Below are 22,900 nucleotides of genomic sequence, written 5' to 3'. Positions count from 1 at the left end.
CGAAATGAGGTGAAAGACATGTTTAGTCTGAGTGTTGCGGGGATGGGCTGTGGCAGTTGCGTGAGCAAAATCACGAAGGCCATTCAAGCTCTGGATCAGGATGCACGAGTAGAAGTGGATCGAGCGGCCGGCAAGGTCACCGTTGAGAGCACAGAAAGTGCCGAATCGATCCGCGAACTCATCCAGGAGCTTGGCTATTCGGCCCAGGTCAGCGCTTGAGCGCTGACCTGCTATCCCACTAAATCCCCAGTTCTGAGAGCTCTTTTAGCCCTGGGATACTGGTGACCTCGTTGGTCATACCTTCTGAACCATCTCGGCCGCGAAGCCAGTTTGAGTGATCGCCTGGCTCGCGCATTTCCAGCGTGTCATAGGAGTACCGCTTGCGCTTGAACAGGCTTTTCAATGCAGCGAACTCGTGGCTTTTTTCGTCTTCTATGCCGACGACTTCTCCTGCAAGCCGCTCCCAGTGACCAACGCCGTCGGCCAGCATTGCCTGATAGGTCTCCGGGTCAAGCAAGGCTTGCTGTTTGAAATGAATGATGCGGTGAGTCATAGAAGCGCTCGGAGTGGCCAAAGAGAGAGCGCTAGCCTAAAGGTTCCGGGTCATTCGTGTAATAGCTGGCCGCGCTTTAGCAAACCGTCGTTGACCCACAACTTCAACCAGGTCGCGGCTTGCAAGGGAGCTTGCTCGCCATGCGTGGCGCTCAACGACTCGCAGAGTTCAGCGAACGATCCGCCCTCGATGAGAAACTGCAATGCCGAAGCCTCCGCTGGCTCCAGGCTCCGGTACTGGCAGACGAGTTCATGACGCCAAACAAGACAGGCTAGGTTCGTTGGCAGGCGGGTAATATCAGGCAGCAAGCTGCCGGACTTGGCGGCTTTCCACAACTCCAGCGTGTTGTACTGCAGCTGCAACCACCGGGCAGATGCAGTCAGGGAAACCCTGAGTGAAATCCAGTCTTCAGCCGAAAAATCACTCATGGTCTCCAGCGAAAGCGCTTCGACATCCTGAGCGTCGAAGGCCAGTGTAAAGGCCCATTCCAGTTCCGCGAGTTCGCGCATCGGCGATAGTTGGGGTTCTTCGACGTAGCTGCTAATGAACTCGGGCAGCTTCTCGCCCAGCCAGCGAATGCTGAAATGTCGTGGTGGCCAGGCGGCCAAGTAGGCCAGTGCGAGCTGCTCGAATGATTCGTTGCCGATCCAGTGAAGCAGGGCAGGGAAGTCTTCTCGCAAGACCGCAAGCAGGCGCGAACGGTAAGCGTTGTGGTAGATCTGCAGGCCTTCGAGAGCACTCAGCGCTGTGCTACCTCGGATCTGCTCCAAAAGCTCGTTGGAGGGCAGGGCACTGTCACCTGTCAGGTAAGTTTCAAATGCAGTCTGTAGGGCGATCAGGCTCAAGGGGTGGCCCCCGATATCACAGATTTGGCGATAGCACGGGCATGTGCTAATTCGGACAACAGCTCTTCCAGCGGCGGAAACTGGTCATCCCGCTCGATCAAGGTCGATGTCGGGCCCAAGTAGCTCAAAGTCTTGCTGTAGAGAGACCAAACCGGATCAGCGATGGGCTGGTCATGGGTGTCGATGAGGTACTGCCCGTAATCGCTGTGCCCGGCCAGGTGAATTTGCCGAATCCGCTCGTGCGGCAATTCCATGATGAACTGCCAAGGGTCGAAACCCTGGTTGCGCGAACTGACGTAGACGTTGTTCACGTCGAGAAGCAGCTCGCACCCGGTCAGGTAACTGAGCTCCGAGAGGAACTGAGACTCGCTCATGCTGGATGTTGTCCACTGCACGTAGGAGGAAACGTTCTCCAGCACGATGGGACGTTCCAAAACATCCTGCACCAAGCGCACCCGGGCCGCGACATGCAGCAGGCTCTCCTGGGTAAACGGCAGCGGTAGCAGATCGTGAAGTTGATGGGCGTTGCCTCGACTCCAGCACAGGTGATCAGACACCCACTGAGGCTGCACCCGATCCGCCAGCTGCTTGAGCTGTCGTAGGTAGTCTATGTCCAAGGCATGTGAGCCGCCAATCGAAAGAGATACTCCGTGCATCACCAGGGGGTAGTGCTCGCCGATCGCATCAAGGAAGTAGAGAGCCTTGCCGCCCTCCACCAGGTAATTCTCGGAAATGATCTCGAACCAGTCGACCGCAGGCCGTTCCTCCAGGATCTGCCGGTAATACTCGTTACGAAGGCCAAGACCGAAACCCAGAGTTTTGCGCTTACTCATTCGAGACTCCAGCAGGGGAGTGGCATGCACTCCCCTGAACCGCCTTATTCGCTGGTTTTGCCACCGGCTTCGTCACATTTGGTCTGGGTCATCAACTTGAACCCTTGGCCTTTGCATTCGCCTTGGCCTTTGCAGTCGTTTTTCGCGGTCATGCAGTCGTTCTGCCCTTTGCAACCATTGATCCCGAAGCACTTCACTTCTGCTGCTTTGGTTTCCTGAGCAGCCTGGACGGGCAGGGTGGAGAACAGGCTGGCGGCCACCAGAGCCAAGGCGGCACCGGTAGCTACGTTGGATTTGTTCGACATAGTGGCTATCTCTCTTGATTGTTTGATGGTCGCGATCCGTCGGTGCGAATGAACGAGTTAGCTCAGGCATTGCTACCGATCAGGCCCATGGAATCCGCAAGGCTGCGCGGGCAGGAAGACAGTACCGAGCCTTCAGGAGGGCCTACAAGAAAGAAATAGCAAACTGACAGAACTGTAATGTTCGGATCAGGTTGCTGACAGGGCGTCGTGGTTAACGTAGCAGCGAGCTTAACGCTCGTCCCCACTAGTTACAGGGGCTTCTAAACTTCTGAGGATTAACGAAATGAAATCGATCAAAACCCTGTTTGTAGTTGCTGCCCTGAGTGTTTCCAGCCTGGCGATGGCCGAAGGCGGTGCTGATCGCACGTTTGCACGCATGGAGCAGGCACGCCAGACGTCTCTGGAGGCCTACCGGGTGGCCCAGCAGCAGAAAGTTGAGGCTCCTGTAGCCAGCAGTCCAACCGAGCAAGCAGAGCACACCAACTGCTGAAGTCATCTACCTTACAGAAATGTAATCACCCGGATGGTTGAAATATGGCAGTTTCATACTGCTCATCGTCGGTAAGGCATTGTGCAATGCACCGACGTGGAAAGTTGAGGGGTAAATCCCCGACATTGAAGCAGCCATGAACCCGAGACCGGGCACACCATCACCGGCTCATTTGACGGATTGGACATAACGGCATGCAAAGCAAAACCACAAGGCGCACCTTCGTCAAAGGCCTGGCAGCCACCGGTATTATCGGCGGACTTGGCCTGTGGCGCACGCCGGTCTGGGCGGTGAACAGCCCCGGCCAGCCCAACGTACTGACTGGTAACGAATTCGACCTATTCATCGGTGAAACCCCGGTGAACATCACCGGCGCAGCGCGCACGGCCATGACCATCAACGGCTCGCTCCCTGGGCCGATTCTTCGTTGGCGCGAAGGCGATACCGTCACATTGCGCGTGCGCAACCGCCTCAAGGAGGACACCTCCATCCATTGGCACGGCATCATCCTGCCGGCGAACATGGATGGTGTTCCTGGCCTGAGCTTCCATGGCATCGCCCCTGACGGCATGTATGAGTACAAGTTCAAGGTCAACCAGAACGGCACCTACTGGTATCACAGCCATTCTGGGCTCCAGGAGCAGCTCGGCGTATACGGCGCGCTGGTCATCGATGCCAAGGAGCCCGAGCCCTTCAGTTACGACCGTGATTACGTCGTGTTGCTGAGCGACTGGACGGATGAAAATCCAACGCGGGTACTGGCCAAGCTCAAGAAACAGTCGGACTACTACAACCAGCACAGACGCACCGTTGGTGACTTCATCGATGACGTAAGCGAGATGGGTTGGTCCGCCGCCGTAGCCGACCGTAAGATGTGGGCCGTAATGAAGATGAGCCCGACGGATCTCGCCGACGTCAGTGGCTACACCTACACCTACCTGATGAACGGCCAGGCACCTGATGGCAACTGGACCGGCATATTCAAACCGGGCGAGAAGATTCGTCTGCGTTTCATCAATGCCTCGGCCATGACGTACTTCGATGTGCGCATCCCAGGCCTGAAGATGACTGTGGTTGCGGCCGATGGTCTGCACGTAAAACCGGTCAGCGTCGACGAGTTCCGTATCGCCGTGGCCGAGACCTACGACGTGATCGTCGAACCAGACAGCGAACAGGCGTATACCGTGTTTGCACAATCCATGGACCGCACTGGCTATGCGCGCGGCACCCTTGCGGTACAGGAAGGGTTGAGTGCACTGGTACCAAGCCCTGACCCGCGCCCACTGATTGCCATGGGTGACATGGGCATGGACCACGGCAGCATGGGCGGTATGGATCACGGGAACATGGCCGGGATGGATCAGGGCAATATGGCGGGAATGGATCATGGCAGCATGCAGGGTGGCATGGCTGGTATGGATCACAGCCAGATGGCAGGAATGGATCATTCAAACATGGCTGGCATGGCTGGCAACATGCAGGCACACCCAGCCTCAGAGACCAACAACCCGCTGGTCGATATGCAAACCATGACACCAACGCATAAGTTGGACGACCCAGGTATTGGTTTGCGAGACAACGGCCGACGCGTCCTCACGTACTCTGACCTGCGCAGCACCTTCCTCGACCCGGATGGTCGCGAACCAAGTCGCACCATCGAGCTGCACCTTACCGGGCACATGGAGAAATTCTCCTGGTCCTTCGATGGCATCAAGTTCTCTGACGCCGAGCCTCTGCGCCTCAAGTACGGCGAGCGTGTTCGCATCACGCTGGTCAACGACACCATGATGGCTCACCCGATCCATCTTCATGGCATGTGGAGTGATCTGGAGGATGCGAACGGCAATTTCCTGGTGCGTAAACACACCATCGACATGCCGCCAGGTTCCAAGCGCAGCTTTCGGGTGACTGCCGATGCGTTGGGTCGTTGGGCCTTTCACTGCCACCTGTTGCTCCACATGGAAATGGGCATGTTCCGTGAAGTCCGTGTGGATGAGTAAAGGAGATTTCTGATGAGTACTTTTATGAAGCGTAATGCCCTGTTTGGCAGCGCAGCGATGTTCAGTCTTTTGGCTGTTCTGCACGCGCCGACGTCATTGGCAGGTGAGGGGCACAGCGAGCACGAACAACATGCTGCCGAGTCGGCTGCGCCCGACGCCAGTGACAAGCCTGCAGATCAATCGAAAGGCAAGGCCGCTGGCCAGCAGATGGATCATGGCGCCATGGATCATGAGGGTATGAACCATGACGATATGGGGCACGAGAAGATGATGGATAAGCATGGCGGCACCGAAGCCGAAGCAGGTTCGAACCATGACCACTAGGTTTTCACGCCCGTCCCTCATAGCGCTGGCCGTGTCGCTGAGTGCACTCAGCGGCGGCGTTACCCAGGCTGCGGAAGAAATGGATCATTCGGCAATGGGGCACGGCTCCATGTCGATGGACCACAGCCAGATGGGCCACGGTTCCGCCAAAGCGCCGATGGAGGGCATGGATCACAGCAAGATGGACCATGGTGCCATGCAGGGTGCTTCGGGCAGCATGGATCATAGCCAGATGGGCCACGGCCAGAGCCAAGAGAAGGCCCAGGCTACGGATCACAGCAAGATGGGGCATGGCGCCATGCAAGGACAGATGGAGGGCATGGATCATTCAAAGATGAACCATGGCTCCGCTGAAGCCCCGAGAACCACCAGCCGTACGCCGATTCCCGTTCTGACGGATGCTGATCGCCAAGCGGCTTTCCCGCCATTACCTGGCCACAAGGTTCACGACAGCGCCATCAACAGTTTTTTCCTGCTCGATCAGCTCGAATACCAGGACGCAGATGAGGGCAGCACCCTGGCCTGGGATGCGTCGGGCTGGGTAGGCGGTGATATCAACCGGGTCTGGTTCCGCTCCAAAGGCGAGCGTACCAACGGCGTGACCGAGGATGCTGAATTACAGCTGCTGTACGGCCGCTCGATCGGCCCTTGGTGGGATGTCGTCGCGGGCGTTCGCCAGGACTTCAAACCGGAGTCGCCGCAGACTTGGGCCGCCTTCGGTATCCAGGGCATGGCGCTTTACGCCTTTGAGGCCGAAGCCACGGCCTTCGTCGGCGAGAATGGCCAAACTGCTGCCCGACTGGAGGGCGAGTACGACATTCTGCTGACCAACCGGCTGATTCTCCAGCCAACTGCCGAAATGAACTTCTACGGCAAGAACGATCCTGAGCGAGGTGTGGGGTCTGGGTTGGCAAATACCGAGCTCGGCTTGCGTCTGCGTTACGAGATTGTCAGGCAGTTTGCCCCCTATATCGGGGTTTCCTGGAGCCGCTCCTATGGCAACACGGCAGACATGGTGCGCGACGAGGGCGGTGATGTAGACGAGGCGCGTTTTGTCGCCGGTATCCGGATGTGGTTTTGAGAACCTGACATGAAAAGAACAATTAAAACTTTGGTGGCGGCCGGCGTGGTCGGTAGCACAGCTGTCCTGGCCGGCGCCTACTTTGGCGTGGTCAACGTGGGGGCCGACGATCCCCATTTTCCTGCAGTGCATGCGTTTCTCACGATGGCCCGTGACCGCTCTATCGAAGTCCGTTCGCGGGACATCGAGGTTCCCAACCTGGATGATCAAGCTCTTATTCGCGCCGGTGCGGGCAACTACAACTCCATGTGTATCGGCTGTCATTTGGCGCCAGGTGTGGCGGAGACCGAGCTAAGCCAATCGCTTTATCCTGCGCCCCCCAACCTCGCCAAGATCGGTGTCGATGGCAATCCGTCAGCAGCGTTCTGGGTGATCAAGCATGGCATCAAGGCAACGGGTATGCCTGCGTGGGGCAAGAGCATGGGAGACGAGTACATCTGGGGCATGGTTGCCTTCCTCAACCAACTGCCGACGATGGATGCCAAGCAATACCAAACACTCGTCGCATCCAGTGGCGGCCATCAGCACGGTGGTGGGGAAACGCAGATGCATAACCATGAAGGACAGCACGGCGACAACAAGCCTGGCCATCATGACAATAGTGGCGGTGGCGATGACCATCATGGATCAGGTGATGCTGGAGAGCCTGGTCATCACGATGCCGCGGCTACGGATAGCGAGGGTGGCTCCGCACCTAAGGCAGGTCACCATTCGGATATGAGTGGCGATGACCACCATGCTGGGGATGAGGCGTCGTCCAACGGAGGTGATCATCACGCCGAGCAGGCTCCGAACGCCTCGCCCAAGACCCACACCCACGCCGATGGCAAAGAGCACGTACATGAAAGCTAAATATCTGGCCTTACTGGCCGCTCTCTCCGTCACGTCTGCGGTTCAAGCAGCTGATGCCCTGACGATTGATGCCCATCGTGATGCCAATTGCGGATGTTGCAAGAAGTGGATTTCACACCTCGAAGCGAATGGCTTCAAAGTCGTCGACCATGTTGAAAGCAACATGACAGCAGTGAAGCAAAGACTGGGCGTCGCGCCACGGTTAGCGTCTTGCCACACCGCGGTGATTGACGGCAAGTTCGTCGAAGGTCATGTGCCGGCGGCTCAGGTCATCGAACTCACCAAGCGCGATGATCTGCTGGGCATCGCTGTTCCCGGGATGCCGGCGGGCTCCCCCGGCATGGAAGTCGATGGCGTACAGCATGCCTACCAGGTCATTGGCTTGACCAAGACGGGTTCTGATCAGGTCGTTGCAGAATATCCCGCCCAGTAGTACTGCCTGCCAGCACGGCCGCTTGTGTGTAGTGGCCGACTCATTTTCATACGTCCTTTAACCTAAGTAAAAAAGGCGCCCTAGGGCGCCAAGGGCTGTCTCCAAACCAAAGGAGCACTACGAGGGGACAGCAGGACCAAGGAGCGAGCGGGCAATCAACCCGCTCGCTTGCCAGGGTTAGAGAACTTCCAGCGGGTACTCGACAATCAGGCGGAACTCATCCAAATCCGACTCGAAGTCGGTGGCGCGAGTCGTGGCTTGTCGAATGCGAAAGGACATGTCCTTCAACGACCCAGACTGCACAACGTACTTGGCCTCGATGTCCCGCTCCCAGCGCTTCTGGTTGGTCAACGGATCGCCGTTGTCATCACGGCGCATATAGACTTCGTTGGCGTTGCTGTAGTCGGCATCCCAGCCCTGGGCATATCGAGTCATGAAGCTCAATCCAGGCACACCGAAAGGCTCCATATCCAGGTCATAGCGCACTTGCCATGACTTCTCCTTCGGCGAGTTGAAGTCGCTGTACTGGATGGAGTTGTCGAGGTAGATGGAGTCCGATTGGCGCAAGTAGTCGAAGTCATCATCGCCATTGTTGCGCTGGAGACCCACCAGCACTGTATGAGCGCCGAATTGGATGCCGACCTTGCCGCTCCAGATGTTGTTATCGAAGCTCCCGAGGAGCTGCCTCCCTTCATCGACCGCCTTGTAGTAGTTCAGCCCGCCGATCAAGGCGACATCGTCCGCAAGCGGGTAGCTCAGCGTGGTGCCCGCGTAATATTGATTCCAGGCATCCTTGAGGCGGCTGGTGTAGAGACTAAAGCCGACGTTGTCATTAAGCGTGTAATCACCACCGAAATAGGCGATCCATGGCGAGTCCACTTCGCCCGCGTAGAAGGTAGCGAAGCCGTCGCGCATGCTGCTGGTATTGGGTTGGCTCATCGAGTGGAGGCGACCGCCCTGAAGCGACAGTCCTTCCACGCTGCTGTTGACCACGGTGACACCTCGGAAACTCTCCGGTAAAAGCCGTGCATCACCGTATTGGACGACCGGGCTGACGGGAAAGACGTCGCCTACCTTGATCTCGGTATCCATGAACCGAGTTTTCACCGCGCCCCCCAGTTTTGAGTAGTTGTCCTCAGCCTGCCCGAGGCTGTTGTAAGGCATCACGTCGACTGTGCCGCCGGCTCCAGAACGGCCGTCGCCGGTGTCAAGCTTGAGCCCTAGCATGGCAAAGGCATCGACACCAAAACCTATGGTGCCCTCGGTGAAACCAGACTCGAATCGGCCTATCACGCCATGCGCCCACTCTTCCGAATAGCCATTACCCGAGCTGCTGGACTGGCCTTTACGGAAATCGCGGTTGAAGTAGAGGTTTCGATTGAGGATGGTCAGGCTGCTGCCTTCGATAAATCCCTCGCCTTTCTCGCCGGCGGCCATTGCAGCTTGCCCGGTACTGACGCTCAGAGTGAGCAGAGAAAGTCCTAACAGGGTTCTGTTATTCATAAATGCTCCTGATGTTATTGGCAGTTGTCATTGTGTGGTCGCATATATGTGCCAAGCGCGCCGGGCATAGCCAGGCACGCCTTGGTCATATTTCCACATGCCAAATAACGTCAGGGTGACTTGGAAATTACATTTCAGTCAGCGCGATGTCATTTATCTAGTTTTGATTACGGCAACCTGTCCCGGCTGCCCGGTATTCAAGAATATTCAGATCGCCATTGGAGTCCTCGTAGGTCATCTGGGCCGGCATCACACCGCAGCTAGAGTCCGTCGGGGTAGTGGCCACGACCCTGGCGATATCGAGTTTCATGCCGTAGCGGTAATGAATAACTTCAGGCGGATTCTTTCCGTTAGCGGCAGCATACTCTTGCATGGCCTGCTCATTGGCCTGAATCATCCGACCATAAACACGATCAGCGCCGCCTTCTGCCAGAGTGGCAGAGGAAACAACCATAGCGGCAAGGGCTGCAATAACTTTGAGGCTTTTCATGTTTAATCACTCCTTCAAGGTGGTGATTAAAATATATCCGCTCAACCTGTCATAAAAATGAAGTCAAAGTTACATCGCCGTAATGCTTCCTGCCGCGTTACCCGGGCGAGTCAGCTTGGCGCGTGGCTTGCCCGGGTTTGTAAAGCTATAGCTCCTGCGGTGCGCGAACCTTCTGTGTACGCTGCCTTCGCATCAGCCAGTAGGCGGCCGGCAAAACCAGCATGGACATCAGCGGCGCGGTAATCATGCCGCCGACCATGGGCGCGGCGATGCGCTTCATCACCTCGGAACCGGCACCACCGCCCCAGAGGATTGGCAGCAGGCCGGCGATGATCACGGCCACCGTCATCACCTTGGGCCTCACGCGCAGCACTGCACCTTCACGAATTGCCTCCAGTAGGGCCGGATCACCGCTGCGCCCGGAATCTATACGTGCATGCCAGGCATTCTTCAGGTACAGCAGCATGATTACCCCGAACTCTGCCGAGACGCCGGCCAGGGCAATGAAGCCCACGCCGGTGGCGACCGAGAGGTTGAAGCCGAACCAGTAGAGCAGCCAGATGCCGCCCGATAGGGCGAAGGGCAGGGTTGCCATGATCAGTAGGGCCTCACCGAAGCGGCTGAAGGTCAGGTAAAGCAGCACGAAGATGATCAACAAGGTCGCCGGCACCACCCAGGCCAGCCGCGCATTGGCGCGCTCGAGGAATTCGAACTGACCGGAGTAGGAGACGGTCATGCCGGCGTCGAGTTGTACCCGCTCGGCGACGCGCTGCTGCAGCTCGCGCACGGTCGAGGCCAGGTCGCGCCCGCGGACATCGACATAGACCCAACCGGACAGACGCCCGTTCTCGCTGCGCAGCATTGGCGGCCCTTCGGTCAGACTAACCTGGGCGACGGTGCCCAAGGTGATCTGCTGGCCGGCTTGCGTGAGGATCGGCATACGCCGTAGTGCCTGCGGACTGTCTCGCCACTCCTTGGGATAGCGCAGGTTGATCGGGAAGCGGGCCAGTCCTTCAACCGTCTCACCAATATTGCTGCCGCCGATGGCGCCCGATACCACCGCCTGCACATCGGCGATGCTCAGGCCATAGCGCGCCGCGGCCAGTCGATCGATCTGGATGTCCACGTAACGGCCGCCAGTAAGGCGTTCTGCCAAGGCCGAACTCACCCCAGGCACCTCTTTGGCCACGGCCTCGATATCGCGCGTTATGCGCTCGATGTCGACCAAGGAGGTTCCGGACACTTTCACCCCAATGGGGCTCTTGATCCCCGTCGCCAGCATGTCGATGCGGTTGCGGATGGGCGGCACCCAGATATTGGACAGCCCCGGAACTTTTACCGCGCGATCCAGTTCCTCGATCAGCTTTTCGGGTGTCATCCCCGCGCGCCATTGATCGCGTGGTTTGAACTGCACCGTGGTCTCGAACATTTCCAGCGGTGCTGGATCGGTGGCGGTCTCTGCTCGCCCGGCCTTGCCGAATACCCGTGCCACTTCGGGCACCGTGAGGATCATCCTGTTGGTTTGCTGCAGCAACTGGGTTGCCTTGCTCGCCGGCAAGCCGGGCAGGGCCGAGGGCATGTACAACAGGTCGCCCTCGTCCATGGGCGGCAGAAACTCTCCTCCAAGTCTGCTGAGGGGCCAGAGACTGGACAAAAAGACCAGCAAGGCCAGCGCCAGGGTCACTTTTGGCCAAGCCAGCACCCACTCCAGTACCGGCCGGTATGCGCCGATCAGCCAGCGGTTCAAGGGGTTCTGTTGTTCGCTGGGGATATGCCCGCGAATCCAGTAGCCCATCAGCACCGGTACCAAGGTGACCGAGAGTCCGGCGGCAGCGGCAGCCATGGCATAGGTCTTGGTGAATGCCAGCGGGCCAAACAGGCGACCCTCCTGGGCCTCCAGGGTAAAGACCGGGAGGAACGATAGGGTGATGATCAAAAGGCTGAAGAACAGCGCCGGCCCGACCTCGGCCGCAGCTTCGCCGATCACCCGCCAGTGCGCCTCGCCCTGAAGCGGTTCACCGGGGTGTCGAGCCTTCCAGGCCTCGATGTGCTTGTGCGCGTTCTCGATCATCACCACGGCGGCATCGACCATGGCGCCGATGGCGATGGCGATCCCGCCGAGCGACATGATGTTGGCATTGACGCCCTGGTAGCGCATGACGATGAAGGCCATCAGGATGCCCAGGGGCAGGGTGATGATCGCCACCAGCGACGAACGCAGGTGCCAGAGAAAGATCAGGCAAACCAAGGCAACCACCACGAACTCTTCCAGCAGCTTGTAGCTGAGGTTGTCGATGGCACGGTCGATCAGTTGCGAACGGTCATAGGTAGTGACCACTTCGACGCCGGTGGGCAGGCTGGCTTTCAGGCTGTCCAGCTTGGTCTTCACGGCAGCGATGGTGTCCCGGGCATTCTTGCCGGAGCGCAGGATGACCACGCCACCGACCACTTCACCCTGGCCATCCAGCTCGGCAATGCCACGACGCATCTCTGGCCCCAACTGAATGGTGGCCACCTGACCCAGCAGCACCGGAACTCCGCTGGCCGAAGCCCGCAGCGGCACATTGCGGAAATCCGCCAGGCTCTCTAGATAACCTGAAGCCCGGACCATGTACTCGCGCTCTGCCAGCTCCAGGATGGCGCCGCCGGTTTCCTGATTGGCGCTCTTCAGCGCCGCTTCGACCTCCTGCTGAGTTACCCCATAAGCCACCAGCTTCTGCGGATCGAGCAGCACTTGGTATTGCTTGACCATGCCGCCGAGGGTGGCCACTTCGGCTACGTTGGGCAGGCTCTTGAGTTCGTACTTGAGGAACCAGTCCTGCAGTGCCCGCAGCTGGGCAAGATCATGCTGGCCGCTGCGGTCGACCAAGGCGTACTGGTAGATCCAGCCCACGCCGGTGGCATCCGGCCCGAGGGTGGTGGTAACACCCTCGGGCAGGCGCTCCTGCGCCTGGTTGAGGTACTCCAATACGCGCGAGCGCGCCCAGTAGAGGTCGGTATCGTCCTCGAACAGCACATAAACGAATGAGTCACCAAAGAACGAGTAGCCGCGCACCGTCTTCGCCCCCGGTACCGAGAGCATGGTGGTCGCCAGTGGGTAGGTCACCTGGTTCTCGACGATCTGCGGCGCCTGTCCGGGAAAGCTGGTTCTGATGATGACCTGGGTATCGGACAGGTCCGGCAGTGCATCCAACGGCGTGTTGCGCAGCGACCAGACGCCCAGGGCGGTGATGAACAGGGTCGCCAGCAGCACCAGAAAGCGATTGCCGATAGACCAGTGGATCAGGCGTGCGATCATGGCTGGTCTCCTTCCTTGCTGAGCTGCTCGATCATCAGGCCGGAGTTTTTCTGGCGGGCGCCGATACGTACGTGATCTCCTGGCTTAAGTCCCACAGCTACTTCTGAGCTGACCAATGGAAAAGCCATGGTCATACCTGGCATATTCAGGCTCTCGAAGGGCCCGTGCTCCAGGGTGACTGACTCCGCGTCCAGAGCACGAATCACACCATGGGCCTCATGTAGTTCCTTCTTATTGTCCTGCTCGGCATGGCTGGCCATGACACCCTGTAGGCTGGCCTCCGAATCGATGAGGAACTGGCCGGAGGTAACGACCGCCTGACCCTCCTCAAGACCGGACAACACCTCCAGACGCCCATCAGCCTCGCGGCCCAAGGTTATTTCCAGGGGGCGGTAGCGCCCATCGCCTTCTACCAGCATCACCAACGCACGCTTCCCGGTGCGAATCACGGCTTCACTCGGCACAAGAAGCGTGGATTGTTCGACGGCACTGTTCAGGCGTACGGCGGCGAACATGCCGGGGCGCAACTTACCGGCAGGGTTGGGTAGCTCGCTGCGTACCGTGAGCGTGCGTGTTTGCGGATCGGCACTCGGCAGCAAGGCTATGACGCGGCCCAGCAGCGGTCGATCAGGAAAGGCCGTCAGGTTGGCGCGGATCTCGTCCCCGACCTGGATACTTCCGGCCATGGCCTCGGGTATCGCCGCATCGAGCCAGACACTGGATAGCCCGTTAATCAACGCCAGATCCTGCCCGGCTTCGACGGTCATCCCGGCGCGTACCTGCAAGGCTTGGAGCTCGCCGCTGATAGGTGTGGTGAGGGTTTGCACCGCCCGTGGTTTGCCGCTGCGGCGGACCTGCTCGATCAACGTTTGAGGCATGCCAAGCAGGCGCAGGCGCTCTTGGGCCGCACTTATCAAGCGAGTGTCAGCGGTACGCAGTACCGCCAGGAACTCCAACTGCGCGGCGGACCATTCGGGAATCAGCAGGTCGACCAGGGGGGCTCCGGCAGGCAGCACATCGCCCGGGGCGCGACCGTAAACCCGCTCGACGAATCCGCCGGCGCGGGCCTGGAGGTTCGCCACTTCTCGCTGGTTATAGGCCAGGGAACCCACCGCCTCGATATCCGAGGGCAGTACACCTCGGATCACCATCGAGGTTCGCATTCCGAGGTTCTGCACGGCTTGAGCGGGGATGCTCAGGACAGACGGATCCTGCTCGGATCCTGCGTATTTAGGGACAAGTTCCAAATTGACTTCCAACAAGCAGGTGGAGCCCCACATTGCTTTCCAATGCTGTCAAAGAGCAGTTCGCATCCACGCGGCCCGTGTGTCATACCCTGAAGGTGTCTCCTTGGAGTCTCAAATTTGTCGATTCACAGAAGATGAAGTTTCAAATTTTGCTTCCAAACCGCTCACGAGAGAGGTGTTCAGGTGCTTTCTGTTTCAAATTCACCCGATCACAAGGTCACAAGGTGAGAGGTCCATCTCACCTATATGTAATTTAACATAATATATATTATGCGAATGGACGCCGATGCCTCTAAGCACTGGCATCAGGGGTCATGGGTTTTGGCGAGCGGACGTTGCCTAAGCGCATTTCCTTCGATGGCGAATAGCCATAGAACGCTGCGTAGCATTTGCTGAAATGACTCGGCGAGACGAACCCGCAAGCCAGCGACACGTCGAGAATCGGCAGATCGGCATGCTGCAGCAGACGTCGCCCTTCGGTCAGGCGCAGCTCCAGGTAATAACGCACTGGCGTGGTGGCCATCTGTTCCTGGAACAGCCGCTCGATCTGCCGTCTGAAGCGTCCGACGTACTGGGCGATCTGGCTCAGGCTCAGCGGCTCTTCGATATTGGCGCTCATCAGTTGCACCACGTTGCGCAACGGCTCGCTCATTTTCTCGTGCAGCGCCGGCCGTGCGCGGCGGTAGCGCGACTCTTCGAAGGCCAGAATGTCGACGATGCCATCGGCCAGCTCGCGACCATGGCGTTTGCGGATCCAGTCCATCACCATGTGGAAGGCGCCATTGGGGCTGGCGGCCGTCAGCCGGTTGCCATCGACCATGTAGCTCTCGCTGGTCACCTGGCTGTTCTTGGCGATCTCGGCCAGTACGGCGCGATTCTCCGGATGGATCGCGCACTTGTGCCCATCCAGCAGCCCGGCCTGCCCCAGGAACCAGGCGCCGTTCCACAGTCCGGCCAGTTCCACGGCCTGCTTGTCGGCCGCGTGCAGCAAGGCGCTCAGCGCAGGCGAAGCCTTCAGCGGCGTGCGCAGGCCGCCGCAGACCACCAGGAGATCCATCTGCGCCAGATGCGGCAGTTGCAATTGTGCGTCGGGACAGATCACCAGCCCCAGGTCGCTGGTGACCGACTCGCCACTCAGGCTGAAGGACTCGGTCGCGAAGCAGTCAGGATTGATCAGGTTGGCCGTGACCATGGTGTCGAGTGCTTGGGTGTAGGCCGGCAAGGAGAAATGCTCGAGCAACAGAAAACCTACCCGAGCCTGCTGGAGCGGTTTTTTCCTGTCCTCCATGAAGCGCAGGTTCTGCCCCTGCATGGCTTCGCTGAAACTACGTCTGGGTAACAATTTCTAGACCTTCATCCGAACTACGTTTTATTGGATTTGTTATCGGCAATCGCATGTAGCGCATGCGGCTTTTGGATATTCAACCTTCTATCGATGTATCCGTTGCCAGGGCTGGCTCGTATTTTCGAGTACATATGCCCTCCTCTCCATTTCATTGGCAGCCAGCCAGGACATTGCTAGCTGGATTCTTCCCGATTATCGCGCGCTCGGCAAATCCGGAATTATTTCGGAACGCCAGTTCAACGGGGCGTCGCAAACAGACGAATCCATGCCGCTTATAGCCGCACTAAAAACCACACGACCGGCGTAATGTTTTTTCCATCTCATGCCAAAGCGAGTCAGAAAGAACCGCTAAAACGGGATGTTAAGTTCGGATACCGCGCCGAAGCCTTGCGACACGGCAGCCTCAACAAAAGGGAAATACCTATGACTCAGAACAACAATCCAGTGCGTCTGACACGCGTAATTTTGATAGGCGGATCATTGATCGCCCTGCTGGTCGGTTCTGGTTTCACCACCGGACAAGAAATCATGCAGTACTTCGTTGCATACGGTTATGCCGGTATCGCCAGTATTGCCCTGATGTTGCTGCTGTTCGTCTATGTCAATGTCAGTTTCGTCAGCGCCGGCCATGAACAGCAGTTCGCCGAGCCTAAAAGTATTTACCAGTATTATTGCGGCAGGCTAATCGGCAACTTCTTCGATTATTTCTCGGTCGTGTTCCTGTTCATGTCCTTCTGGGTGATGATCGCCGGTGCGGGAGCCGCGCTGCATCAGCAATTCGGCTGGCCGAGCTGGGTCGGCGGCGTGACAATGGGCGCCCTCACCCTGGTGTCACTGTTCTTCGGCTTCAAGCGCCTAGTGGCGATCATCGGCTCGATTGGCCCGCTGTTGAGCGTTCTGGCCATCGTCATCGGCATCATCGGCTATGCAATGGCACCTGCCGGGCTGCTGGACTATGAAGCCAAGCTGGAGCCGCTGGTAAACGACGGCGCTATCCTGCAAGCCAGCAGCGACTGGTTGATCGCCTGCGCCTCCTATGTCGGCTTCTGCATGATGTGGCTGGCAGTGTTCATGACCAACCTGGGCAAATCGGCTTCCAGCAGAAAAGAAGCCTGCTGGGGTGCGACGCTGGGCGCGGTGTTGTTCAGCCTGGCTGTGCTGGCCCTGATGCTGGGCCTGGCCGCCCATCTCGACGACGTGGCCGGCACGCAGATTCCCACGCTGGTACTGGTGGCCAAGATCCATCCGTCGCTGGCTCTCGGCTTCTCGCTCATCGTCTTCGTCGCCATCTTCACCACCGCAGCCCCACTGCTATGGACACCGGTAAAGCGCTTCGCCCCGGACGAAGACAGCCCGCGTCACCGCCTCCTGCTGGTGCTGCTCGCGGTGATCGGCACAGTGGTCGGCCTGGCCATCCCCTTCGACCGCCTGATCAATATCGTCTACGTGATCAATGGCTACGTGGGTTTCGCCCTGCTCTTCCTGATGCTGGCCAAGGATATCCGCACGCGGTTGTTCAAGTCGGGGGCGGCCATTCCCTCCCGTCCCTGATGCGCGGCATGTGCTCTGCCTGGCGCCCAATAAAAAAGGCCGCTGGATAACCAGGCGGCCGAAGTCTTAACCAAAGGAGATGAAGAGGAGCCAGGGCGACGGCTTCCGGGATTGTTGCAATAACCGCCGCCTATGGAATCTTCATCGGGGAGAAGCCTATCGCCGATCCCCCCGAACACCGCATCGAAGTCGTTGATAGTGATCATCGATCAGCTCGAATAGTGCATCTGCAGACAGGCTGATAACTCTAAGCGCGCCCTCTGGGCCGGGCCTTACCTCGATGTAAGGCGCGTTTAGAACAGCACACCAACACCGGAGCCCCCATGCACAAGAAGCACTGTCTCGCGCTGGCTTGCAGTCTCGCGCTGGGCGGGCCGTTGGCTCACGCCAGCAGTCAGTCCGAAACCAATGGTTTCGTCGAAGACGCCAGTCTCAATCTGTTGCTGCGCAACGCCTATTTCAACCGTGACTACAAGGACAACACCAACGACGCCAAGACCTGGGGGCAGGGTTTCATCGCCACCTTCGAGTCCGGATTCACTCAGGGCACCGTCGGCTTCGGCGTCGATGCTTTCGGCCTGCTCGGGGTCAAGCTCGACAGCGGTCGCGGCCGCAACTATCGCGCCTTCTTCGACACCGACAGCGAAGGTCGCCCGGTGGACGACCTGTCCCAGGCTGGCGGTGCGGTGAAGCTGCGCGTCTCCAATACCGTGATCAAGTACGGCAACCAGTTCCCTTCCCTGCCGGTTCTGGCCCATGACGACAGCCGTCTGCTGCCACAGTCGTTCACCGGCACGCTGGTCACCAGCAACGAGATCGAAGGCCTGGAGCTGAATGCAGGCCGCTTCACCGCGGACAGCCCGATGGGCGACTCGGCACGCGACCCCAATCGCCTCAAGAGCATTGATGTGCTCGGCGGCAGTTACGCCGTCAGCGACGATTTGAGCCTGGCGGCGTATCACGCCGATCTCGAGGACATGTACAAACGCTACTACGCCAACGTCAATTACAATCTGGCGCTGGCAGCGGATCAGGCGCTCAATTTCGACTTCAACATCTACCGCACCAAGTACGACACCGGCTCGGTGGCCGCGGTGGATCTCGGCGGTGACGGCCAGGGTGATCGCAACACCATCTGGAGCCTGGCGGCCAAGTACAGCATTGGCGCCCATGCCTTCATCGTCGCGCATCAGCGCATCAGCGCAACAGCGGCGATGCCGGCTTTGCTTATGACTACGGTGATGGCGGTTCCAGCATCTACCTAGCAAACTCATACTACTCGGACTTCAACCTGAAGGACGAGCGCTCCTGGCAGGCCAGCTACGAGCTGGATTTTGCCGAGTACGGTGTGCCGGGTCTGCGCTACAAGTTCGCCTACGTACGCGGTGACAACATCGATACCGGCAGCGACAACAACGGCACCGAGCGCGAGATCTTCAACCAGATCGGCTACACCATCCAGAGTGGCGCTGCCAAGGATCTGCACCTGCGCCTGCGTAACTCCATCTACCGCTCCAGCACCGACGTAGGGCCGGATCTCAACGAGATCCGTGCCTTTGTCGAATACCCGCTGAGCATCCTCTGATGGTCGCTGCCCCGGCCTTGGCCGGGGCAGTTCTCAGCCGCGCAGGATGTGCCGCTACGCCTGCTCGATGGCTACCGCGGCTACCTGATGACCGACGACTACGCCGGCTACAACGCCGTGGCTGCACGCGACGGCATCGAACGCCTGGGCTGCTGGGCGCATGCGCGACGCAAGTTCGTCGAAGCCCAAAAGGTGCAGCCCAAGGGCAAGACTGGGCGTGCCGACGTGGCGCTGAGCCTGATCAACAAGCTCTACGGCATCGAGCGTGACCTGAAGGACGCTGACCATAGCGAACGCCTCGACGTCCGCCAGCAACGCAGCCAGCCCCTGATCGACCAACTCAAGGCCTGGCTGGACAAAACCCAGCCGCAGGTCGCTGGGCAGACGGCCCTGGGCAAGGCGGTAAACTACTTGGCCAACAACTGGAGCAGATTGGTGCGCTACGTCGAAGGCGGGCATCTACCGATCGACAACAACCGCGCCGAGAACGCCATCCGTCCCTTCGTCATCGGCCGCAAGAACTGGCTGTTCAGCGACACGCCCAAGGGTGCCACGGCCAGCGCGCAGATCTACAGCCTGATCGAAACTGCCAAAGCCAACGGGCAAGAGCCTTACGCCTGGTTGCGCCACATCCTTGAACGCCTGCCGACCGCCAGTAGCGTCGAGGATTACGAAGCGCTGCTGCCGTGGAACTGCTCGCCAGCTTCTGCCTCTGCTTCCTGAAAAAAACCGTCCGCCAGGACGGGGTTTATGGAGCGGTTACTCCGCCTCAGCCTTGGCAATCAATTCCGGAGCAGCCAGCCCGCGAATGCCTCGCCCTTTGTCGGCAGCTTGCTCAGTGCCGTCTTGACCTCCTGGCAAAGCGCACGGGTGATCCGGGGTACATGAAGGTCGCCGTATAGCTCAACGAAGCGCGTGACCGTTGCGCCAAACTCGGAGATGGTCTTGTTGGTGCTGCGGGTATCGCCATCTGTCAGGCGCTTGTCATCCGCCCATTTACGGAAGACTTCTGAAAGCCTGGGGCCGCTCAGCTTGTTCTCTGCAACCTTCTGCTCCACCGCGAGTGACTTCTCAACGAACGGAAGCTCCATGGCTTCTCGCCAGTCACCTGCAAAGCGCGCCAGTGCCATCCTGCAGAGGTCACACCAGCGGCTGTAGAACGCATCCACCAGAGACCTGTAGGCGGGCTCAGAGGCATCAGGAACAGGCAAATGGTGCTCAGCCAGCACCGACTTCATGAACCCTTCTACAGCGTTCTGGCGAACCTTGTAGCTGCTGCTATCGACAACATCACAGGCAAGCTGGACACCGGTGGCGTCATCGCCATCAAGAGGCTGGATCAGAAAATCGGTGAGATCCTCCGGCTTGCCTTCCCATGACTCAAGCACAGCTTGCGCCCACCTATCGGCGAGCTTGGGGGCATCAGAGGCTAGAACTCGTGGACGGCCAGCGAGTTGCTCTCTGGCTGGGAAGAAGATGTCCTCACAACGGATCAGCTCCGATGCGAAACGAGGACGGGCAGTGGCGAAGTCTCGGGTTCTGAGTGAGACCTTCCATTCGCGCTTACCGATGATCTGTCAGATGTCTTCGGGGACTTCACGGCAGAGGTAAAAAATCCCCGAACGAGGATGCTTCCACGGCTTGGTCATGACGTGCATCTGTACCACCCTTCTGTACCTATGGGATCAGAAAGGCGTCTAGCTGAAACAAAAAACCCCTGATTCTCTAAGAAAATCAAGGGCTTATTGAAAGTGGCGGTGAAGAAGAGATTCGAACTCTTGATACGGTTTCCCGTATACACACTTTCCAGGCGTGCTCCTTCAACCACTCGGACACTTCACCGGATCTCGACGTTTTAGCGTTTACCCCGTCGAGGCGCGCTAATGTAGTCGAATGTTTTCCCGATGGCAAATTTTTTTTAAAGGATTCATGCGCTTAAGAGCGAAGCGGGTTTTCCTCGCGCTTCTCGCAGGGCTGCTCGTCGAAGCGAATGTGGCCGAACAGCAGAAAACCCAGGGACATGAGCAGACCCAAGCCGAATAGCAGCAGCACGCCGGATGGGCTGCGCAGGTAGAGGGTTTCGCTGAGCACGACCGATGCCAGCAGCAGGCCGGTCACAGTGACCATATAAAGGATGGAGTAGAGAGTGTTCATGGGGCAGCTCCTTCGGTTCGCTGCTCACCTTAAAGGCCTGGCTTTGCGTTCGACCAATTGCCATCCGGCATCGCCGCGATAGGCAAAAACACTGACCAGCCAGTCAGCCGCGGCGCTTTACCAGAGCGCTTCGGCTGAGTACCTTCTGCCAACATTCGCCCCCAAGGCTCCAACAAGGAAAACCGCCATGAGCGACCTGATCAGCTATCAACTCGAAGACGGCATCGCCACCCTCACCCTGAGCAATGGTAAGGTCAATGCCATCTCGCCTGACGTGATCGCTGCGTTCAATGCCGCCCTCGACCGCGCCGAGCAGGATCGCGCCATCGTCGTCATCACTGGCCAGCCGGGGATTCTTTCCGGCGGCTATGACCTGAAGGTGATGACATCCGGCCCGCAGAATGCAATCAACCTGGTGGCTGCTGGCTCCACGCTGGCGCGACGCATGCTCGCCCACCCCTACCCGATCATCGTCGCCTGCCCGGGGCATGCCGTGGCCAAGGGTGCTTTCATCCTGCTGTCGGCCGATTACCGTATCGGTGTGGAAGGTCCGTTCAATATCGGCCTGAATGAAGTACAGATCGGCATGACCATGCACCACGTCGGTATCGAGCTGGCCCGTGATCGTCTGCGCAAGTCGGCGTTCCACCGTTCGGTGATCAATGGCGAGATGTTCGACCCGGCTGGCGCGGTAGAGGCCGGCTTCCTGGACAAGGTGGTGCCGGCCGAGCAATTGCTGGCTACCACTCAGGCGGTGGCGCAGCAGATGAAGAAGATCAACATGACCGCGCACAAGAACACCAAGCTGAAGGTGCGCAAGGCGCTGCTGGAAACCCTCGATGCCGCCATCGAAATGGACAAGCAACACCTGCTGTAAGCACTCGGTACCCCATAAATGAAAAGCGCCGCTTCCGTTTAGGTCGCGGCGCTTTTTCTTTGCGCGTCTCGCCAATTACCCCGCCGGCGAATGTCGGTGCGCGCGGCGCACCCAACGGGTCAGCCGGAATAATCCAGGGCCGTCCAGGCTCGGCTCAGGCCTTGCGCGAGCACGCAGCCGGGCTTGCTCAGTTGCTCGTTGAAGGCGGCCGGCAACAGCGTGGTTTCACCCTCTGCAGCACCATGGCGCTCGGTCAGCCACTGCAGCTTGCCGCAGTTGGGCGTTTCGATCACGTAACTGGCGGCAATGTTGGAGTGATGGCTGGGTAGTCGAATCACATCGAGCACTATGCCCGTCTCCTCGACACGCTGGCCATCGGAGACCAGCACGGCCCAGGCCTGCTCGCCCTCGATCACTAGATAGGCACCGTTGGCCTGTGGCCGATCAATCTGCGGTTGCGCGCAGCCGCTCAGCAGGGCCAATAGCACAATCGTCATCAGCATCTGTTGCATTGCCAATACCCCCCTCGCAAGGCGCCCACCTTCAGGTGGTGGACGGGTTGTTGTCGCCTAAGTGAGGCCAATATCACTCAATACTGTTTATTTGTACAGTATTTTTCGATTAGGCTATATCGCAGGTAAATGATCGATTGCACAGGAGCGCCATCATGCTGGACGTACTGCAGCTAAAACACCGAGTGAACCGCATGCCGCTGGAGCGGGTACACGAGATGGTCGAGGATCTGCAGCTCGAGGGCATCGTCACCGAGAGCCGCACCCCTTTCAATCGTCAGCACTTCAACACCTGCTTCGCCGAGATCGAGGCGCTGCTGCAGCGCGCCGGCTACCATCGGCAACTGGATGTGGTCGGCTATCAGGGGCTGGCCTATGCGCTGTTCGATCCAGCTCGCTGGGAAGCCGTCGAAGTGCTGCGCTGGCTGCGCGACTTCGTCGAGGAGGCGCGCGTTCAACCGGCATCCTGAGCCTACGATACGAACCAAAAAGGCTCAGCGGCGCCCACTCATGCACGGCATTGGCTCAGAAGCATGTGGGGTGAGCTGAGCGTGCGCTCGCTCCACACACTTCAAAATCTTCTCAGAACACAGCTGCAACTTATTGATCCTAAACAGCTAGC

Annotated in this window: 21 protein-coding genes, 1 tRNA gene and 4 pseudogenes; 12 read left to right on the top strand and 14 right to left on the bottom strand. The window is 58.8% G+C overall.

Translation table 11 applies throughout. From position 1 onward, the window contains the following. Positions 1 to 18: 18 nt before the first annotated feature. Positions 19 to 219, top strand: coding sequence for a heavy-metal-associated domain-containing protein (locus PSOLE_RS14085; protein ID WP_003246756.1), 201 nt, complete (start codon positions 19 to 21; stop codon positions 217 to 219). A 19-nt stretch (positions 220 to 238) separates the two neighbouring features. Here PSOLE_RS14085 and PSOLE_RS14080 read toward each other — a convergent pair whose 3' ends face one another. Genes PSOLE_RS14080 through bufA2 form a run of 4 tightly spaced genes read right to left on the bottom strand, consistent with a single transcriptional unit; the run spans position 239 to position 2,536 of the window. Continuing rightward, positions 239 to 553, bottom strand: coding sequence for a hypothetical protein (locus PSOLE_RS14080; protein WP_074860376.1), 315 nt, complete (start codon positions 551 to 553; stop codon positions 239 to 241). Between the two features lie 50 nt (positions 554 to 603). Beyond that, the gene (locus PSOLE_RS14075) at positions 604 to 1,398 is read right to left on the bottom strand and encodes an HvfC/BufC N-terminal domain-containing protein (RefSeq protein ID WP_003460128.1); all 795 of its coding nucleotides are present in this window, start codon (positions 1,396 to 1,398) and stop codon (positions 604 to 606) included. Further along, complete coding sequence (bufB, locus tag PSOLE_RS14070; protein ID WP_004374664.1) at positions 1,395 to 2,231, bottom strand: MNIO family bufferin maturase; 837 nt, start codon at positions 2,229 to 2,231, stop codon at positions 1,395 to 1,397. The genes PSOLE_RS14075 and bufB overlap by 4 nt, the downstream gene beginning before the upstream one ends. 44 nt (positions 2,232 to 2,275) lie before the next feature. Further along, on the bottom strand, positions 2,276 to 2,536 hold the full coding sequence (bufA2, locus tag PSOLE_RS14065; protein ID WP_003460126.1) for a BufA2 family periplasmic bufferin-type metallophore: 261 nt from the start codon (positions 2,534 to 2,536) through the stop codon (positions 2,276 to 2,278). Positions 2,537 to 2,819: 283 nt separating this feature from the next. Between bufA2 and PSOLE_RS14060 the strand changes: the two genes are divergently transcribed. The 6 genes from PSOLE_RS14060 to PSOLE_RS14035 all read left to right on the top strand — a co-directional run bounded on the left by PSOLE_RS14060 (position 2,820) and on the right by PSOLE_RS14035 (position 7,716). Next, on the top strand, positions 2,820 to 3,026 hold the full coding sequence (locus PSOLE_RS14060; RefSeq protein WP_003460125.1) for a co-regulatory protein PtrA N-terminal domain-containing protein: 207 nt from the start codon (positions 2,820 to 2,822) through the stop codon (positions 3,024 to 3,026). Between the two features lie 194 nt (positions 3,027 to 3,220). Beyond that, positions 3,221 to 5,026, top strand: a complete 1,806-nt coding sequence (locus PSOLE_RS14055; RefSeq protein ID WP_074860374.1) for a copper resistance system multicopper oxidase — start codon at positions 3,221 to 3,223, stop codon at positions 5,024 to 5,026. Positions 5,027 to 5,038: 12 nt separating this feature from the next. Continuing rightward, positions 5,039 to 5,350 (top strand): hypothetical protein, encoded by a 312-nt coding sequence (locus PSOLE_RS14050; RefSeq protein WP_074860372.1) that lies wholly within the window; start codon positions 5,039 to 5,041, stop codon positions 5,348 to 5,350. After that, positions 5,340 to 6,431: a copper resistance protein B gene (locus PSOLE_RS14045; RefSeq protein WP_074860370.1), complete on the top strand. Its 1,092-nt coding sequence runs from the start codon at positions 5,340 to 5,342 to the stop codon at positions 6,429 to 6,431. The genes PSOLE_RS14050 and PSOLE_RS14045 overlap by 11 nt, the downstream gene beginning before the upstream one ends. Positions 6,432 to 6,440: 9 nt before the next feature. Next, positions 6,441 to 7,283, top strand: coding sequence for a c-type cytochrome (locus PSOLE_RS14040; protein WP_003139525.1), 843 nt, complete (start codon positions 6,441 to 6,443; stop codon positions 7,281 to 7,283). After that, positions 7,273 to 7,716, top strand: coding sequence for a DUF411 domain-containing protein (locus PSOLE_RS14035; RefSeq protein WP_074860368.1), 444 nt, complete (start codon positions 7,273 to 7,275; stop codon positions 7,714 to 7,716). The genes PSOLE_RS14040 and PSOLE_RS14035 overlap by 11 nt, the downstream gene beginning before the upstream one ends. 177 nt (positions 7,717 to 7,893) lie before the next feature. On the opposite strand, the gene PSOLE_RS14030 is transcribed toward PSOLE_RS14035, so the two are convergent. The 5 genes and pseudogenes from PSOLE_RS14030 to PSOLE_RS14010 form a co-directional block, all read right to left on the bottom strand. Further along, the gene (locus PSOLE_RS14030; protein ID WP_074860366.1) at positions 7,894 to 9,219 is read right to left on the bottom strand and encodes an OprD family porin; all 1,326 of its coding nucleotides are present in this window, start codon (positions 9,217 to 9,219) and stop codon (positions 7,894 to 7,896) included. Between the two features lie 157 nt (positions 9,220 to 9,376). Then, positions 9,377 to 9,709 carry a DUF2790 domain-containing protein gene (locus PSOLE_RS14025; RefSeq protein WP_004574339.1) on the bottom strand — a complete coding sequence of 111 codons (333 nt, stop codon included), beginning with the start codon at positions 9,707 to 9,709 and terminating at the stop codon, positions 9,377 to 9,379. A gap of 145 nt (positions 9,710 to 9,854) precedes the next feature. Next, positions 9,855 to 13,007: an efflux RND transporter permease subunit gene (locus PSOLE_RS14020; RefSeq protein WP_074860364.1), complete on the bottom strand. Its 3,153-nt coding sequence runs from the start codon at positions 13,005 to 13,007 to the stop codon at positions 9,855 to 9,857. Beyond that, a pseudogene (locus PSOLE_RS14015) lies at positions 13,004 to 14,260 on the bottom strand (efflux RND transporter periplasmic adaptor subunit); the annotation flags it as partial. The pseudogene PSOLE_RS14015 and the gene PSOLE_RS14020, both read right to left, overlap by 4 nt. A gap of 286 nt (positions 14,261 to 14,546) precedes the next feature. Beyond that, positions 14,547 to 15,566: a GlxA family transcriptional regulator gene (locus PSOLE_RS14010; protein ID WP_169713328.1), complete on the bottom strand. Its 1,020-nt coding sequence runs from the start codon at positions 15,564 to 15,566 to the stop codon at positions 14,547 to 14,549. Positions 15,567 to 16,022: 456 nt separating this feature from the next. On the opposite strand from PSOLE_RS14010, the gene PSOLE_RS14005 reads away from it, so the two are divergent. The 3 genes and pseudogenes from PSOLE_RS14005 to tnpC all read left to right on the top strand — a co-directional run. Continuing rightward, positions 16,023 to 17,150: a YkvI family membrane protein gene (locus PSOLE_RS14005; protein WP_003460110.1), complete on the top strand. Its 1,128-nt coding sequence runs from the start codon at positions 16,023 to 16,025 to the stop codon at positions 17,148 to 17,150. Between the two features lie 323 nt (positions 17,151 to 17,473). Next, positions 17,474 to 18,735: pseudogene (locus PSOLE_RS14000) on the top strand (OprD family porin). A gap of 33 nt (positions 18,736 to 18,768) precedes the next feature. Next, positions 18,769 to 19,458 (top strand): annotated as a pseudogene (gene tnpC, locus PSOLE_RS13995) (IS66 family transposase); the annotation flags it as partial. A 59-nt stretch (positions 19,459 to 19,517) separates the two neighbouring features. Here the strand turns inward: tnpC and PSOLE_RS23755 are convergent. The 4 genes and pseudogenes from PSOLE_RS23755 to PSOLE_RS13980 form a co-directional block, all read right to left on the bottom strand. Next, complete coding sequence (locus PSOLE_RS23755; protein WP_128578545.1) at positions 19,518 to 20,123, bottom strand: hypothetical protein; 606 nt, start codon at positions 20,121 to 20,123, stop codon at positions 19,518 to 19,520. 93 nt (positions 20,124 to 20,216) lie between these two features. Further along, a pseudogene (locus tag PSOLE_RS25185) lies at positions 20,217 to 20,306 on the bottom strand (DUF6538 domain-containing protein); the annotation flags it as partial. A gap of 181 nt (positions 20,307 to 20,487) precedes the next feature. Beyond that, a tRNA-Ser gene (locus PSOLE_RS13985) sits at positions 20,488 to 20,577 on the bottom strand. A gap of 93 nt (positions 20,578 to 20,670) precedes the next feature. Further along, positions 20,671 to 20,889: a hypothetical protein gene (locus tag PSOLE_RS13980; protein ID WP_003460096.1), complete on the bottom strand. Its 219-nt coding sequence runs from the start codon at positions 20,887 to 20,889 to the stop codon at positions 20,671 to 20,673. A 187-nt stretch (positions 20,890 to 21,076) separates the two neighbouring features. On the opposite strand from PSOLE_RS13980, the gene PSOLE_RS13975 reads away from it, so the two are divergent. Then, complete coding sequence (locus PSOLE_RS13975; protein WP_003460095.1) at positions 21,077 to 21,766, top strand: crotonase/enoyl-CoA hydratase family protein; 690 nt, start codon at positions 21,077 to 21,079, stop codon at positions 21,764 to 21,766. A 119-nt stretch (positions 21,767 to 21,885) separates the two neighbouring features. Here the strand turns inward: PSOLE_RS13975 and PSOLE_RS13970 are convergent, their stop codons facing one another. After that, on the bottom strand, positions 21,886 to 22,278 hold the full coding sequence (locus PSOLE_RS13970; RefSeq protein ID WP_003460092.1) for a hypothetical protein: 393 nt from the start codon (positions 22,276 to 22,278) through the stop codon (positions 21,886 to 21,888). Positions 22,279 to 22,433: 155 nt separating this feature from the next. On the opposite strand from PSOLE_RS13970, the gene PSOLE_RS13965 reads away from it, so the two are divergent. Next, positions 22,434 to 22,748, top strand: coding sequence for a hypothetical protein (locus tag PSOLE_RS13965; protein WP_003460090.1), 315 nt, complete (start codon positions 22,434 to 22,436; stop codon positions 22,746 to 22,748). Positions 22,749 to 22,900: the final 152 nt, after the last annotated feature.

It is taken from the genome of Pseudomonas oleovorans subsp. oleovorans (assembly GCF_002197815.1).
GTDB classification, from domain to species: Bacteria; Pseudomonadota; Gammaproteobacteria; order Pseudomonadales; family Pseudomonadaceae; genus Aquipseudomonas; species Aquipseudomonas oleovorans.
The sequence above is the reverse complement of the archived record's forward strand: the minus strand, read 5'-3'. Positions and strand labels throughout refer to the sequence as shown.